Origin of the sequence: Cardiobacterium hominis, from assembly GCF_900637305.1 — a bacterium.
Taxonomy (GTDB): domain Bacteria; phylum Pseudomonadota; class Gammaproteobacteria; order Cardiobacteriales; family Cardiobacteriaceae; genus Cardiobacterium; species Cardiobacterium hominis.
In genome coordinates, this window is sequence record NZ_LR134365.1 from 1,510,438 (window position 1) to 1,525,837 (window position 15,400).

Annotated in this window: 15 protein-coding genes; 4 read left to right on the forward strand and 11 right to left on the reverse strand. The window is 62.2% G+C overall.

Annotated elements, in window-relative coordinates; translation table 11 throughout:
- Nucleotides 1-45: 45 nt before the first annotated feature.
- From EL199_RS07375 to dsbD, 8 genes are all read right to left on the reverse strand, one after another.
- Nucleotides 46-834 carry a DUF192 domain-containing protein gene (locus EL199_RS07375; protein WP_004140179.1) on the reverse strand — a complete coding sequence of 263 codons (789 nt, stop codon included), beginning with the start codon at nucleotides 832-834 and terminating at the stop codon, nucleotides 46-48.
- A complete protein-coding gene (locus tag EL199_RS07380; protein WP_004140180.1) occupies nucleotides 831-1,088 on the reverse strand; it encodes a helix-turn-helix domain-containing protein in 258 nt (85 codons plus the stop codon). Before EL199_RS07380 ends, EL199_RS07375 begins: the two co-directional genes overlap by 4 nt.
- Before the next feature lie 13 nt (nucleotides 1,089-1,101).
- On the reverse strand, nucleotides 1,102-2,046 hold the full coding sequence (gene dusB / locus EL199_RS07385; RefSeq protein WP_004140183.1) for a tRNA dihydrouridine synthase DusB: 945 nt from the start codon (nucleotides 2,044-2,046) through the stop codon (nucleotides 1,102-1,104).
- A 227-nt stretch (nucleotides 2,047-2,273) separates the two neighbouring features.
- Nucleotides 2,274-3,158: a 50S ribosomal protein L11 methyltransferase gene (gene prmA, locus EL199_RS07390; RefSeq protein ID WP_004140185.1), complete on the reverse strand. Its 885-nt coding sequence runs from the start codon at nucleotides 3,156-3,158 to the stop codon at nucleotides 2,274-2,276.
- A 130-nt stretch (nucleotides 3,159-3,288) separates the two neighbouring features.
- On the reverse strand, nucleotides 3,289-4,632 hold the full coding sequence (gene accC, locus EL199_RS07395) for an acetyl-CoA carboxylase biotin carboxylase subunit (protein ID WP_004140187.1): 1,344 nt from the start codon (nucleotides 4,630-4,632) through the stop codon (nucleotides 3,289-3,291).
- Nucleotides 4,633-4,642: 10 nt separating this feature from the next.
- Nucleotides 4,643-5,101, reverse strand: coding sequence for an acetyl-CoA carboxylase biotin carboxyl carrier protein (accB, locus tag EL199_RS07400; RefSeq protein WP_004140189.1), 459 nt, complete (start codon nucleotides 5,099-5,101; stop codon nucleotides 4,643-4,645).
- A gap of 13 nt (nucleotides 5,102-5,114) precedes the next feature.
- Nucleotides 5,115-5,561, reverse strand: a complete 447-nt coding sequence (aroQ, locus tag EL199_RS07405) for a type II 3-dehydroquinate dehydratase (RefSeq protein ID WP_004140191.1) — start codon at nucleotides 5,559-5,561, stop codon at nucleotides 5,115-5,117.
- A gap of 132 nt (nucleotides 5,562-5,693) precedes the next feature.
- On the reverse strand, nucleotides 5,694-7,829 hold the full coding sequence (gene dsbD / locus EL199_RS07410) for a protein-disulfide reductase DsbD (protein WP_004140192.1): 2,136 nt from the start codon (nucleotides 7,827-7,829) through the stop codon (nucleotides 5,694-5,696).
- Between the two features lie 195 nt (nucleotides 7,830-8,024).
- On the opposite strand from dsbD, the gene EL199_RS07415 reads away from it, so the two are divergent.
- From EL199_RS07415 to EL199_RS07430, 4 genes are all read left to right on the forward strand, one after another.
- The gene (locus tag EL199_RS07415) at nucleotides 8,025-8,510 is read left to right on the forward strand and encodes an FxsA family protein (protein ID WP_004140194.1); all 486 of its coding nucleotides are present in this window, start codon (nucleotides 8,025-8,027) and stop codon (nucleotides 8,508-8,510) included.
- Nucleotides 8,507-9,961 (forward strand): nicotinate phosphoribosyltransferase, encoded by a 1,455-nt coding sequence (locus EL199_RS07420; RefSeq protein WP_004140197.1) that lies wholly within the window; start codon nucleotides 8,507-8,509, stop codon nucleotides 9,959-9,961. The genes EL199_RS07415 and EL199_RS07420 overlap by 4 nt, the downstream gene beginning before the upstream one ends.
- A gap of 509 nt (nucleotides 9,962-10,470) precedes the next feature.
- Nucleotides 10,471-11,217 carry an NAD(+) synthase gene (gene nadE / locus EL199_RS07425; protein ID WP_004140198.1) on the forward strand — a complete coding sequence of 249 codons (747 nt, stop codon included), beginning with the start codon at nucleotides 10,471-10,473 and terminating at the stop codon, nucleotides 11,215-11,217.
- Between the two features lie 141 nt (nucleotides 11,218-11,358).
- Complete coding sequence (locus EL199_RS07430) at nucleotides 11,359-12,336, forward strand: sugar-binding transcriptional regulator (protein ID WP_004140200.1); 978 nt, start codon at nucleotides 11,359-11,361, stop codon at nucleotides 12,334-12,336.
- A 62-nt stretch (nucleotides 12,337-12,398) separates the two neighbouring features.
- On the opposite strand, the gene EL199_RS07435 is transcribed toward EL199_RS07430, so the two are convergent.
- The 3 genes from EL199_RS07435 to EL199_RS07445 form a co-directional block, all read right to left on the reverse strand.
- Entirely contained in the window at nucleotides 12,399-13,724 is a 1,326-nt protein-coding gene (locus EL199_RS07435) for an MATE family efflux transporter (protein WP_004140202.1), read from the reverse strand.
- 125 nt (nucleotides 13,725-13,849) lie between these two features.
- On the reverse strand, nucleotides 13,850-14,731 hold the full coding sequence (locus tag EL199_RS07440; protein WP_004140204.1) for a lipoprotein GNA1870: 882 nt from the start codon (nucleotides 14,729-14,731) through the stop codon (nucleotides 13,850-13,852).
- Nucleotides 14,732-14,875: 144 nt separating this feature from the next.
- Entirely contained in the window at nucleotides 14,876-15,259 is a 384-nt protein-coding gene (locus EL199_RS07445) for an iron-sulfur cluster assembly protein (RefSeq protein ID WP_004140206.1), read from the reverse strand.
- Nucleotides 15,260-15,400 lie beyond the last annotated feature (141 nt).

Sequence of the window (15,400 nt, forward strand, 5' to 3'; positions counted from 1 at the left end):
TTGTAAAAAACCGCTACGGCGGTTTTTTTTTTGTGTCCGGGCGCTTTATTGGGGGAGCGCAGGCAGGATTTGCAGCGGATAGGGCGGAGCAACGAGGCGGTAGCGGGCGCGGGTTTCGAGGACGTAGGCGGTTTGCCCGTGCGCGGGGTAATGGGCGCACGGCGGTTTGCTGCAAGGGCGGGCGAGGTGGCGGGTGATGCGTTCGCCGCGGACGTCGTAGAAGCGCATTTCCAGCGGGATGAGGGTGTTTTTCATCCAGAAGGCGACGGCTTGCGGCGGGTCGAAGATGAATAGCATGCCGCTGTATGGGGCGAGCCAGGGGCGGTACATCAGGCCGCGAGCGCGGTCTTCGTCGCGATAGACGACTTCGGCGTGGATGGGGCGCTCGCCGTCGTAAAGCCAAAGGTATTCGGCTGCACGGGCGGGCAGGGCAGCGAGGGTGAGGAGGCAGGCGAGGTATCGCAGTTTGCGTGCCGCGTTTTGGGCGGGTATGCGCAGGGTTTTGGCTACGGCGGTGTGTGACGAAGTCTGGCTTTGCAGGGGAGGGGGCAGTTCTGTGGTAGTTGCATGGAGCGGTGCGCCAAGGCGCACCCTATGGTTTGCTGTTCTGTGGCTATCTGCTGCGGATGTCAGGGGCTGTTGGCAAGTCATTTGGTCATGGTGGTTACGCGGTTTTTTATACGATTTCAGGATGCCAAGCGGTAAAAACGTGCCGTTTTTGCCCTCACCCCAACCCCTCTCCCAAAAGGAGAGGGGCTCGTCCGCCGAATGGTCAATACGCCCTGATGCCTTCTGCGAGGGAGGGAGTGTGTGGATGGGTTTTGTGGTTTTCATCGCTGCGGGCTCTGGTAGGGGATGCGGTGCTGGGTCAGCTTTTTTTTCAGGGTGTTGCGGGTGATGCCGAGGATTCTCGCGGCGTGGCTTTGATTGTCGCGGCAGCGTTGCATGATGTGGCTGATGATGGCGTGTTCGGCTTCGCTGATGATGAGGTCGTAGAGGCCGGTGATGCGCTCGTCGTGGTTTTCGTGCAGGGCGTAGTATTCGGCGATGCTGTGCTCAATGGCGGCACGGATGGTCAGCGGGGGCATGGTCTTCCTGGTTTTAGCGGGGAATGAGGGCGAGTTGGGCGTCCAGATGCGCGGCGTGGTTGATGGCCGGGCGTAGCGCGGGGTAGTCGGGGTGCGGACGCAGGTAGGCGTGCAGGTGTTTGCGTGCGATGGCGGTTGCTTGTGCGCCGTAGTGCTGGTGCAGGTCGCGCAGGTGGGCGCGGATTTGTGTGTTTTTGGCGGCGGCCGGGATGTCGCGGCCGTTGATGAGCGCTTGGCAGCGGGCGAACAGCCACGGGTCGCCAAGGGCGGCGCGGCCAATCATGATGCCGTCGAAGCCGTAGCGGTCAAGCAGGGTTTTTGCCTGTTCGGCGCTTTTGATGTCGCCGTTGGCAATCACCGGCAGACGGGTTTTCGCTTTGGCTGCGGCGATGGTGGCGTAGTCGGCTTCGCCCTGGTAACGCTGCGCGCGGCTGCGGCCGTGTACAGCAAGGGCGGCAATGCCGCAGGCTTCGGCGATGCGCGCCACTTCGGCAATCACCGGCTCGCCGTCGTGGTAACCGAGGCGGGTTTTCAGTGTTACCGGGATGTTCACCGCGCGCACCACGGCGGCGAGTATTTTTTCAACTTGGCGGAGGTCGGCCAAGAGCGCCGAGCCCGCCTGTTGTTTGGCGACGGTTTTCGCCGGGCAGCCCATGTTGAGGTCGATGATGTCGGCACCTTTGGCCTGCATCAGTAGTGCCGCTTCCGCCAGCAGCGCGGCATCGCCGCCGACGAGCTGGACGATTTTTGGGTAGCGCGGGTCGAGGTCGAATTGCAGGCGCGCGGCGGAGTAGGCGGTATGCAGCAGTTCGGGTTTGGCGCTGATCATTTCGGCGGTGCTGTAGTCCGCGCCGTTTTGTTGGCAGAGGCGGCGGAAGGGCAGGTCGCTCACACCCGCCATCGGCGCGAGGACGATGACGGGTTGCGGGTAGTGGTAGCTGCCGAGGTTGAAAGGCATGGTATTTGCTGTTGGTTTGCGTGGGTTGTCGCTGCGCGTTTTTTTACACCCTCCCCTGCAGGGTGAAGCCCGTAGCGGGGGAGGTTGGTGAGGAAGTGGGCAATATTGCTTGCGGGATAAGATTCCGATTTTTCACGTTTGCTGTCCCCACCCCAGCCCTCTCTCGCTTCGCGAGCAATGCTTGTCCCACAGGGAGAGGGGCTATTTCGCTGAATTGTCAAAACGTTCTAGGCATTAGGGCGCAGGTGCAGCAGTATCCAGCCATCGCAGCTGTCGGTGCGGGTAATCGTATAGGCGTCGCCGTAGGCGACGCGGATGCGTTCTTCTTGGCGTTCTAGGAGCCCGGCGAAGATGAGCTGGCTGTCCGCGCGCAGGTGTTTTTCAAACTGCGGGCGGAGGAAGCAGAGCGGCTCAAGCAGGATGTTGGCGACGAGGAGATCTACTTTGGGCGCGTCGTCGGGGTCGGCGCAGAGGGTGATGCGCTCGCGCACGCCGTTTTTGTCGGCGTTTTCGCCGCTGGCGGTGAGTGCCTGCGGGTCGATGTCGGTCTGCCAGACGTGCTTTGCGCCGAGCAGGGCGGCGGCGATGCCGAGGATGCCGCTGCCGCAGCCGTAGTCATAGACGGTTTTGCCGGCAAGCGCGCCGTGGTGCACCAGCCAGTTGAGGCACATCGCGGTGGAGGGATGGGTGCCGGTGCCAAAGGCAAGGCCGGGGTCAAGGCGCAAGACGGTGGCATCGGCGGCGTCTATGTGGTGTTCGCTGGCTGCTACCCAGAAGCCGCCGCCGAAGTCGATGGGGCGGAAGTGGTCAAGCCAGGCGCGTGTCCATTCGCTGTCGGCAAAGAGGCGGTCGTTCAGCGCGATGTCGTTGCCGAGTGCTGCGCGCAGCAGGAAGTGGATGGTTTCCGGGTCGCTGTTTTGCGGAAAGAGGCCAGTAACGCCGGTGTGCGTCCACAGCGGCATGCTGCCGACGAGCGGTTCGTAGATTTCTTCGTCATCGGCGGCGGTGTAGGTGATGGCGATGGCGCCTGCGGCTTCAAGCGCGGCTTCGATGCGGTCGGTGTCGGCGTCGTTCGTGCTGTGCAGGGTGATTTCCAGCCATTGTGCGGTCATGGTGGGTTCCTTTTGGGGTTTTGGTGGGGCGGGTATGTTGTCGGTGATGTGGTGGGGCAAGCCCCACCCTACGGGAATGCGGCAGTTCGGGGGCCACAAGCAATTCGCCCCGCGGCTGCGGGGCGTTGTGTCAGGCAAGGCCGAGTTTGTGTTCGAGGTAGTGGATGTCCATGCCGCCTTTATTGACGACGGGGTCATCGAGTAGGTCCTGGTGCAGTTCGATGTTGGTGCTGATGCCTTCGATGACGAGTTCGCGCAGCGCCATTTTGGCGCGGGCGATGGCAGTTTGGCGGTCATCACCCCAGGTGATGAGTTTGCCGATCATGGAGTCGTAGTGCGGCGGCACGGTATAGCCGTCGTAGAGGTGCGATTCGACGCGCACGCCGAGGCCGCCCGGCGCGTGGAATTCGCGCACTTTGCCCGGCGAGGGGATGAAGGTTTTGGCGTTTTCCGCGTTGATGCGGCATTCGAGGGCGTGGCCGCGTACTTTGATGTCGTCTTGGGTGTAGGAGAGCGGCAGGCCAGCGGCGATGCGGATTTGTTCGCGCACGATGTCCACGCCGGTGACCATTTCGGTGACGGGGTGTTCGACCTGGACGCGGGTGTTCATTTCGATGAAGTAGAATTCGCCGTTTTCGTAGAGGAATTCGAAGGTGCCCGCGCCGTGGTAGCCGATGCGTTTGCAGGCTTCGACGCAGACGGCGCCGATGGCGTTGCGCTGTTCTTCGCTGATGCCGGGGGCGGGCGCTTCTTCCATGACTTTTTGGTGGCGGCGTTGCAGGGAGCAGTCGCGTTCGCCGAGGTGGATGGCGTTGCCGTGTTTGTCGGACAGTACCTGGATTTCGATGTGGCGCGGGGTTTCGAGGAATTTTTCCATGTACACCATGTCGTTGCCAAAGGCCTGGCGCGCTTCGGTTTTGGTGAGGCGCACGGCATCGACGACTTCGTCAGCGCTGCGTACGACGCGCATGCCACGACCGCCGCCGCCGCCAGCGGCTTTGATGATGACGGGATAGCCGATGCGCTCGGCGGTGGCGCGGATTTCGTCCGGGTCGGTGGAAAGCGGGCCGTCGGAGCCGGGGACGCAGGGGATGCCCGCGGCTTTCATGGCTTTGATGGCTTCGACTTTGTCGCCCATCATGCGGATGGTTTCGGCGCGCGGGCCGATGAAGGTGAAGCCGGATTGTTCGACGCGCTCGGCGAAGTCGGCGTTTTCGGAGAGGAAGCCGTAGCCGGGGTGGATGGCGTCGGCGTTGGTGACTTCGGCGGAGGCGATGATGGCGGGCATGTTGAGGTAGCTTTCGGACGACGGCGCCGGGCCGATGCAGACGGATTCGTCGGCAAGCAGGACGTGTTTGAGTTCGGCGTCGGCCTTGGAGTGGACGGCGACGGTTTCGATGCCCATTTCGCGGCAGGCGCGCAGGATGCGCAGCGCGATTTCGCCGCGGTTGGCGATCAGCACTTTCTCGAACATGGCGCGCTCCTTATTTGACGACGAACAGCGGTTCGTCGTATTCGACCGGCTGGCCGTTTTCTACGAGGATTTCGACGATTTTGCCGCCGAAGTCGGCTTCGATGCGGTTGAACATTTTCATGGCTTCGATGATGCAGACGGTGTCTCCCGCTTTGATGTCATCGCCCAGTTTGACGAAGGGGTCGGCGTCGGGGGCGGGGGCGTTGTAGAAGGTACCGACCATCGGCGAGCGGATGATTTTGCCGTCCGGTGCCGGTTTGCTGGCGGGCGCGGCTTCTGCGGCAGGGGCGCTGGCGGCAGGCGGCGGCGCGAGGTTGTAGGCTTGCGGCGGGTAGGGCATCGCGGGCATCGGCGGGGTCTGTCCGTAGCGGCTGATGCGCACGGATTCTTCGCCTTCGGTGATTTCCAGTTCGGCGATGCCGGAGGCTTCGAGCATTTCGATGAGTTTTTTGATTTTGCGGATGTCCATAGTGGGCGGTCTCTTATTTGGGTTGGGTAAGGTAGTGGTTGGCGGCTATCAGCGCCAGTTCGTAGCCGGTCGCGCCGAGGCCGCTGATGACGCCTTGCGCGAGGTCGCTGAAGTAGGAGTGCTGGCGGAAGGGTTCGCGGCGGTAGATGTTTGACAGGTGGACTTCGATGTAGGGGATGGCAACGGCAGCGAGCGCGTCACGCAGGGCAACGCTGGTGTGGGTAAAGGCGGCGGGGTTGATGATGATGTAATCGACTTCGTGTTTGCCAGCGGCGTGGATGAGGTCGATGAGCACGCCTTCGTGGTTGTGCTGGATGAATTCGAGTTGGTGGCCGAAGCCGGTCGCCATGTCGGTCAGGCGCTGTTCGATGGTTTCGAGGGTGTCGTGCCCGTAGTGCGCCGGTTCGCGGCTGCCGAGCAGGTTGAGGTTGGGGCCGTTGATGACAAAAATAAGCGCCATAGGGTGTGTTGTCTCGGAAAGGGGTGGTTGCCGTTTATGGTTACGCCCGCAACACCTTGCGATGTTGCGGGCCGGGGGCGTTAAAGGCGCGCATTATATACGCTTCCTGTTTATATTCCATGCGGTTTCTTGTCATGGAACGCGCCAGGCGGCGAGTTTTGCGGCGAAGGCGTCCGCCTCCAGTTCGCCGATGATTTTTTCTTGTGGTGCGGCGAGTTGGCCGTGCGGCGGGTAACGCAGTACCGCAGGCGGGCCGACGAGGCCGAGTTCGTTGAAGATGGCTTTGTGCGCATCATCAAAGTCGGTGACGTCGATTTTCAGCAGGGTGTAGTCCGCCAGCTCCGTGGCAAAGCGCGGATTGTGCCAGATGTGCGCTTCCCATTTTTTGCAGGCGACGCACCAGTCGGCGTAGAAGTCGAGCAGTACGGGGCGGTCGCTTGCCGAGAGCGCCGCTGCGATTTCAGCTTTGCTGTGCAGCAGGCGGAAATTCGCGCCTTGTCGGGCAACGGCCGCGGCGGGTGGGGCGAAGAACTGCGCCGCGCTTTGTGTGCCGAGGGCGATGGCGACAACAAGCCCGAGGGCAGCGAGGAAGCGGCGCAGTTTGCCTTCGCCGTAGATATAGGTCGCAAAGAGCAGCGCGTAGAGCGTCCACACCGCGAGCGCCCAGCCAAGCGGCATGATGCGGGTAATGAGCCAGGTGGCGATGGCGAGCAGGGCGAAGGCGAAGCCTTTTTTGACGTTATCCATCCACGCGCCCGCTTTCGGCAGGAATTTGCGGAAGGCGCCAGCGAACAGCAGCAGCGGCAGACCGGTACCGAGACCGAAGAAGAACAAGGCGGTCGCGCCCTTGAGCGGGGTGGTTTGCGTGGTAAAGAGCAGCAGCGCGGTCAAAATCGGCGTGGCGCAGGGGCTGACGACGAGGATGGAAAGCGCGCCCATCGCCGCCGCACCGGTATAGGAGCCGGATTGCTGTTTGCGGTTGAGCTTGTCCACCGGTTTTTGCAGCCAGCGCGGCGTTTGCAGGGTGTAAACGTCAAAGAGCGACAGCGACAGTCCGGCAAAGAGCAGCGCCACCAGTACGGTAATCCACGGTTTTTGCAGGATGACTTGCAGGTTTATCTGGAAGATGCCGAAGACGGCACCGAGCAGTCCCATCGCCGCCCCCATCGCCAGCACATAGACGCTGATGAGGCGGTAGGCGCGGGCGCTGCTGGTGTTCTTGCCGACGACGAGGCTGGTCACGATGGGAACCAGCGGATAAACGCAGGCGGTGAAGCTGACGCCAATGCCGAGCAGCAAGACGAGCGGCAGGGCGATGAGGAAATTGTCGTTTAATTTCTGCACGATGCCGGAAGGTTCATCGCTGCTGGCGGCAGGCGCGACGGCTTGCTCTGCGGGGACAACCGTCGTGGTGAGCGTGCCCGCCTGGGCGGCCTGCCCGTCAAAATGGAACTGGCGCTGCAACGGCGGATAGCAAATCAGCCCCTCGGCGCAGCCCTGCAAATGCAGGGTGAGCGCGCTGCCCTGCGGCTGCGGCAGGCTGAAGCGCAATTCGTGGCGGTAAATCTCCTGTTCGCCGAGAAAATCATCCTGATGACGTTCGCCCTGCGGCAATGGCAATGCCAGCGGTTTGCCGTCCAGTTCCGCCTTCAGGCTGTGGCGGTACAAATAATAGCCTTCCGGCATTTGGTATTGCACATGCAGCATCCCCTTGCCGTCGGCTTCCGCCTTGACCAGAAACGCCTGATCCTCCGGCAAAATCATATCCTTCGGCGTCTGGAACAGCGACGGGCTGGTGTTGTCTGCCGTTTCGCTGGCAGCCATTTCCGCAACGGGCGAAGCGGCAGCGGCTTCAGCGGGCGCGGGCGCGACCAGCTCCGCGGCGGGCACTTGCAGCGTCCAGGTCGTCGGCGGATAACAAATGACGTTCTCCTCGCAGCCCTGCGTCTTCAGGGTGAAGGTTTCGGCGCGGTCGTGATGGGTGACGGTAATGGTCGGCGCGTGATGCCAGACTTGCGTCGGGCCGAGGTAGGGGTCGTCCTTTTCCTCCGGCGGCGTGCGCGACTGTTCGCCGTCCGCGCCGCTGAGCGAGGTCTTGTCGGCATACAAATAATAGCCATCGGGAAAACGGATGGTGACTTCGGTGCGGTAACCGTCTGCGGTCGCGCTTTGATGGATTTCCGGCTTGAAGACTTCTTCCGCCGGCAGCGGGTCAGCGTGCGTAGTCGCCGCATAAAAAGTGAGGAGGATGGGTAATAGTCGTTTCATGGATTCCGGTGTGTGGTGTAAACGGGCGCCATTCTAGCGGATTTACCACGCCGCGCTAGTAGTGACACCGCACTTCAAGCCGCTCAAGCAAGAGAATGCGACGGTGGATGCGGTAGCGGCAGAAAAACGGGAAACCAGGCAGCGACAAGCTAAGCAAGGTATAATTTCGCCCGAATTTTCACCCGGGAGAACACCATGCCGTTTCTGGCCCTGCTCGGCTTATGGGGCGTCGCCGAACTGGTCGCGCTGATTGCCGTGGTCGCGCAAATCGGCTTTTTCGCCACCCTAGGCCTGCTCATCCTTTCCAGCGCCATCGGCTCGTGGCTGTTGCGCAGCCAGCAGCAGGCGGTGTTGCGCATGGCCGAAACCCCTGGCCGCGATGTTGCCCGCGAGAGTGTGTACCGCATGACCGCGGGCGTTTTGCTGCTCGTGCCCGGTTTTATCAGCTCGGCGCTGGCGCTCATCTTCCTGGTGCCGCCGCTGCGCGCGCTCTTTGCGGGCGCCTTGGTGCGCATCATCCAGCCGCAGACGATGTACAGCACCTTTTCCTGGCAACAACACGGCAACATCTACGAACACGAAACGCCGCCGGATAACGACGTCACCGCCACGCGCGAAGACGGCACCGTCATCCACGGCGAACTGATGGACACACACAACCCCAACGGGAGGGACGAATGAAACAAGCACCGGCCAACCATCGCGTCTTGCTGATGGACTACTACGCGCTCACCATGGCGCAGAGCCACTTCAGCCAGGGGCGACAACATGAAATCGCCTACTTCGACTACTTCTTCCGCACCGTGCCCGACCACGGCGGCTACGCCATCTTCGCCGGGCTGACACAAGTGCTGGACTACCTCGAATTCCTCCACTTCACCCCGGACGACATCGCCTTTTTGCGCAGCAAAGGCGTCTTCACCGCCGAATTCCTCGACTACCTCGCCAACTTCCGCTTCCACGGCGACATTCGCGCCGTGCCGGAAGGCTCGGTCGTCTTCCCGCATGAACCGCTGCTCACCGTGCGCGCCCCGCTGATTGACTGCCAGCTGATAGAAACCTACCTGCTGCTCACCCTCAACCACCAGTCGCGTATCGCCACCAAAGCGGCGCGCATCGTGCACGAAGCGGCGGGCAGACCGGTATTCGAATTCGGCTCGCGCCGCGCCCACGGCGGCGATGCCGCGCATTACGGCGCGCGCGCCGCCTACATCGGCGGCGTTGCCGCGACCTCCAACACCTACAGCGAATACGTCAGCGGCATCCCGGCGGTCGGCACCATGGCACACGCCTACGTGCAGAGCTTCGACAGCGAATACGAAGCCTTCCTCCAGTACGCCAAAACCTGGCCGGACAACACCGTGCTTTTGGTGGATACCTACGACACCCTGCGCCAGGGCATCCCCAACGCCATCCGCGTCCATAACGAATACCTCGCGCCCAACGGCCACGCGCTGCGCGGCATCCGCATCGACAGCGGCGACCTTGCCTACCTCAGCAACCGCGCCCGCGAAATGCTGGACGCCGCCGGCCTGCACGACGCCAAAATCACCGTCTCCAACTCGCTCGACGAATACCTCATCAAAGACCTCGTCCTGCAAGGCGCGGCGGTGGACAACTTCGGCGTCGGCGAGCGGCTCATCACCGCAAAAAGCAACCCCGTTTTCGGCGGCGTGTACAAAATCGTTGCCCTCGAAAAAGACGGCGCCATCATCCCCAAAATCAAAATCAGCGAAACACTCGCCAAAACCACCACCCCCGGCTACAAACAACTGTGGCGGCTCTATGACGCGGGCGGCAAGGCGATAGCGGATGTCGTCACCCTGCACGACGAAACCATCGACGACAGCCAGCCCTACGAACTGTTTGACCCCGAATACCCGTGGAAACGCAAAACCGTCAGCGGCTTTCGCGCCGAAAAACGCCTGCAAACCTGGATGGAAGCGGGCGCACGCAGCATCGCCATGCCCTCGCTGGAAGACGTGCGCGCCCACTGCCAGCACGAACAACAAACCCTGTGGGACGAAATTCGCCGCCTGGAAAACCCGCACGGCTACTACGTCGATCTCTCGCAAGCGCTGTGGCAGTTAAAACAAGACCTCATCCGCGAGCACGCCGGCAAGCCGCAATAACGCGAAAGCCCCAAGCGTGTAGAAGCGTTTGTAGATTGGGTTAGGGCGTGTTGACAATTCGGCGAACGAGTCCCTCTCTCGCTACGCGAGCAATGCTTGTCCCTCTGGGACTGGAACAGCTCACGCAGTGAGAGAGGGGTTGGGGTGAGGGCAGCGATCAATTGAAAAACAAAAATTTTGGTTCATCAATAACATTGCTCACCCCCTCCCCGACCCTCCCCCGGGCCCCATGCAAAATGCGTCCGCATTTTGCATGGGTACCCGCCCGCTGCGGGCTTCGCCCTGCAGGGGAGGGGGATGTCTCAATTGTCAACACGCCTAGGGCAAAGCCCGTAACCCAACCTATGACCACCGAACTGCGCCCTCCCCCGTGGGGGAGGGCACGGGGATACCCATGAAAAAGGCGAAGGCCTTTTTATGGGTATCCCGGGGTGGGGGCAGCAAACAAGCCGCGCAGCGGCAAAACCCCAACCCGAAAACCATTTACAAACACGACTCCGGAAAACCCCATGAACCTCACCGCCTACATTGACTACCTCGTCGCCTGGCTTGAAGACCAGCGCCGCGACCTCTACCACCTGGACGGCTACACCCTCGGCGTCAGCGGCGGCGTCGATAGCGCCGTCTGCGCCCATCTCGTCGCCCGCACCGGCCGCCCGGTGCATGCGCTGATGCTGCCCGCCGCGGTCAGCAGCGAAGCTGACCTGCAAGACGCCGAAGCCGTGCTGCAAAGCGCCGGACTCACCGGCAACATCATCTCCATCGCGCCGCTCTACGACCTTGCCATGCAACAACTCGCGCCGGTACTCAACCCCGAACCGGAGCGGCTGAACGTGCTGCGCGGCAACCTGATGGCGCGGCTGCGCATGGTCCTGCTCTATACCACCGCGCAAAGCCACCGCGCCGTCGTCCTCGGCACCGACAACGCCGCCGAAGTGCACACCGGCTACTTCACCAAATACGGCGATGGCGCCGCCGACGTGCTGCCGCTCGCCGCGCTGCGCAAAGAACAAGTTTACGAAATGGCGCGCCTGCTCGGCGTACCGCAGGCGGTGCTGAACAAAGCGCCCAGCGCCGGACTTTGGGCGGGACAGACCGACGAAGACGAAATGGGCGTGCGCTACAGCGAGCTGGACGCCTTCCTGCGCGGCGAAGCGGTAAGCGCGCAGGCAGAAAAACAAATCGCCTGGTGGCACGAACGCTCGCGCCACAAGCGGATGCTGCCGCCGGTGCCGCCCGCGCCGGACAAACTCTAACAACCAGAATGCAAAACCCCCTTTCCCTGCGCTGCGGGGGAGGGCAGGGGAGGGGGTATGGGACGCGTAGCGGCAGAAAGACCGACCATGCACTACCGTTCCTGACGCTCATCCCGCCTTTCCCGCGCATCACCCCGATCCATGGACGACACCGACAACCCCAACAGCCTGACCCGCAAAGACATCCAGGCCATCGAAGCCGCCCGCCTTTACTACCAGAGCGGTCAATCGCAGCACGAAGTGGCGGAGACGCTCGGCATCTCGCGCCCGACCGTCTCCAAACTGCTGCAACACGCCACCGATGCGGGCTTTGTCCGCATCACCATCCACGACCCGCGTGACGACCAAAGCACGCTCGCCGAAACCCTGCGCGCTCGCTACGGTCTCTCCGAAGTGCGCGTGACCGCAAGTCCTGCGAACGGCGACATCCACACCCTGCGGCAAAACATCGGCGCGGCTGGCGCGCGGCTGCTGGAAGCGCTGGTACGCGACGGCGACTCCATCGGCGTCGAATGGAGCAACAGCATTCATGCGATGGCGCAGGCCTTGCAGCCACAACTGCGGCGCGGCATCGAAATCGTGCAACTGCGCGGCAGCGAGACCAAGGCGCGGCAAGGGCTGAACGAAGCCGAAACCATCAACATGATCTGCCGTGCCTTTCAGGCGGGCGGCCACATCCTGCCGCTGCCAGCGGTGTTCGACAACCTCGAAACCAAAAACCTGGTTGAGCGCGAATCGCACATCCGCCGCGTACTGGAGCGCGGCCGCCATTGCCGCATCGCCGTCTTCACCGTCGGTGTGCCGGATGCCAGCTCGGTGCTGTTCAGCTCCGGCTTCTTCAGCGCGGCGGAAGTGGCGCAATTGACGCAGCGCTCGGTTGGCGGCATCTGCGCCCGCTTCGTCGATAAACACGGACGCATCTGCCTGCCCGACCTCAATAACCGCACCGTCGGCATCAGTCTGCCCGACCTGCGCCACAAAGAACAACGCCTGCTGATTGCGGGCGGTGAAAACAAAGTGCGCGCCATCCACGTCGCCCTGCGCTACGGCTATGCCAACCATCTGGTGACGGATGCGGTCGCCGCCCGCCTGTTGCTTAAACTGGCGGACGAAGAATAGCCGCGCGACGAATGGAAAACCGCCCTGTTCGGGCGGTTTTTGCGTTTGAATCGCCAAGCGTTTCAGCGCTTGCGAATCTGCCACAGCACGCGGCGCACGCCGAGGACGGCGGTGATGGAGAGGCCGACCACCATGCCGATCCACAGCCCGGCAACGCCGATGTCGAGGAAGTAATAACCGGCGAGTGCCGCCGGGAAGCCAATCAGCCAGTAACCGATGAAGGCATAGACCATTGGCATGCGCGTGTCGTGGATGCCGCGCAGGATGCCCGCGGTGCAGACCTGCATGCCGTCGCCGATTTGAAAGAGGGCGACGAGGAGGAGGATGCTGCTGGCGATGGCGATGATGTCCGGATTGCTGCTGTAGAGCGCGGCGATGTCTTGGCGGAACAGGAGCGGGATGAGTGCCATGAAGACCATGATGATGGCAACCACCATCATGCCGCCAAGTGCGCGTTGGCGCAGCGCGTGGTAGTCGCCCTTGCCGTAGGCGTTGCCGCAGCGGATGGTGAGCGCGTTGGCAAGCCCCAGCGGCACCATGAAGGAGATACCGGCGTAGTTGAGCGCGATTTGGTTGGCGGCGGCGTTGATTTCGTTGGTGCGGCTGACGATGAGGCCGACCACGGTAAAAAGCCCGGTTTCCATGACCAGCGCCAGTGCAATCGGCAGGCCGACGCTGAAGTAGCGGCGGATGGCGGCCATGTCGGGGCGGGCAAAGCGCTGGTAGGGGCGGTATGGCCGCCAGCGCGGGTTGCGGGCGATGGCGGTGAAGACGAACGCAGCGAAGATAGCGTAGCAGAGCGCGGTCGAGAGCGCCATGCCGGGTACGCCAAGGGCGGGAATGGGGCCAAAGCCGTAGAGGAAAACGTAGTTGCCGACGATGTTGGTTGGGATGAGCAAGGCTTGCACGATGACGGTGGTGCGCGGGTAGGCCATGCCCTCAAGGAAACAGCGTCCGGCGAGGCCGACGATGCAGATGCCCGCACCGGGGGCGAGGGTGAGCAGGTAGCGGCTGGCTTCGCGCGCGATGTCCGGCGTGCTGCCGAGCCAGGCGGGGACGTAGGCGCCGATGAAGGTGAGGATGGTCGCGGCGACGCCGAGGAAGGCGAGCATCCAGATGCCCTGCTGGAAGTTGCTGCGGATTTGCGCGCGGTCATCGCGGCCGTTGGCCTGCGAGATGGCGGCGGTCATCGCCAGCGCGCAGCCCACCATGAACAGGTAAATGAAGGCGAAGATTTGCGCGGCAAGCGCGACCGAGGCGAGGGTGAGGTCGCTGTGGCGTCCGGCCATGACGGTATCGATCACCGGTTGGGCGAAGCTCAAAAGCTGCATGAGGATGAGGGGGACGGCGAGGCGCAGGGTGGGGCCGAGTTCGTCGCGTAAGCGCATGGGGTTGTCCTTGATGTTATTGGAATGGGCGGCGTATTGTACGGGGCAGGGCGGGATGACGCCATGAATGCGGGCTTCATAAAAAAACCGGCGAAGGTCGCCGGTTTTTTGCGGGGCTGTGCCGTTTAGCGGACTTCGCCGCGTTCGGCGTGGAAGACCTGCTGGCCGGCGGGGTTGCCATAGGGGTCGATATAGTTGAGATCGCCCGTGATTTCTTCAGCGCGGGTACCGCTGATGATGAGGTTGTAGGTACCGCGTTTGCCGTCGCTGTAACGGTCTTGGGTGGTGATTTCGCCGTTTTTCACGCCGTAGTAAGTGCCGTAGAGCCCTTCGTGCTGACCAATCGGCGCTTCTTCCAGCTTGTATTTTTCATGCAGGGTGTTGGCGCCGACTTCACCGGAGCCGACGTGTTTGCTGAAGTCCACGACGTAGTTCAGTTTGGCGTCGTTCTGGGCGTTGTAGTCAAAGACGCGGCCAACGTAAAGCGCGCGCCCGCTGGTCGGCAGGTTGTCATACGGGGTCGGCGTGGTGTAATACATTTGGCCGATGTCCATGTTCGGGTCGCCGTCGTATCTGCCGTAGGCGTAAGCGCCCGCATAGAAGCCACGGAAGGAGCGCAGTGCCAAGTCCTGGCTGACGCGTTTTTTGTTGGCGTCATTCTGGCTGCGGTATTCGGTCTGTGCGGTGCCGGAGTAGAAGCCGCGCGGCAGGGTCATGCTGTTGATGCCCAGTTTGTAAGCGCCGCGGTCTTCGCTAGCGAGCGATTGTCCGTCCACGGTCAGGTTGTAGTGGCTGTAGCCGTCCAGGGCGTCTGACCAGCGGTATTCTCCGCCGCGTTTGTTCGCCCAAATCCATTCGCCCGCCGGGGATTCGGGGGCGATGATTTTGTTTTGTTTGGTTTGACCGCGCGGGGTGGGGTCGGCAGCGGTATTGCTGTCGCCGTCACTGCCGCCACAAGCGGCGACCAGGCAGAGGGTCAGGGCTGAGATAAGCCATTTTTCCTGCATGTTTGTGTTCTCCTGATAGTGTTGGATGTGTCCTGGGGTTTCAGCGCTTGCCGCGTACCCACGGGCGTAAAAGGGTGCCGAAACTGTCGGTATTTTAACCTTTTTGTCATAAACGGCAATGTTTTTCCGCCCGCGCGGTGTTCTTCAGATCATGTTCAGCTCGATTTTGGCGCGCAGGCTCATCATTTCCATGCCCCAGGGCGGGTCCCATTCCATGTGGACTTCGCATTCAAGCACGCCATCGACGGCTTCGACCGCGTCTTTGACCCAGTCGGGCATGACGCCCGCCACCGGGCAGCCGGGTGCGGTGAGGGTCATGTGGATGTCTGTCTTGCCGGTTTTTTTGTTGTATTTCAGCGCGTAGATGAGGCCCAGTTCGTAGATGTCCACCGGGATTTCCGGGTCATAGACGCCTTTGAGCGCGAGGATGATGTCTTTTTCGACTGGCGAGAGGCCGGGGTCGTCGGGGTCTTTGTTGTAGGGGACGTTGTCCGGGTCGTAGGGCAGGGTGTCGGCGTCTGTTGTCATCGGGTGTCCTTTTGGGTTTTGCTGTTTGTCATCAGTGTGGTGGTTTTTGTAGCTTGGCGGTTTGTTTGCTGCCCCCACCCCTGCCCCTCCCCCACGGGGGAGGGGGGGAATGGTAAACACGCCCTAGCGGTTGTAGGGTGG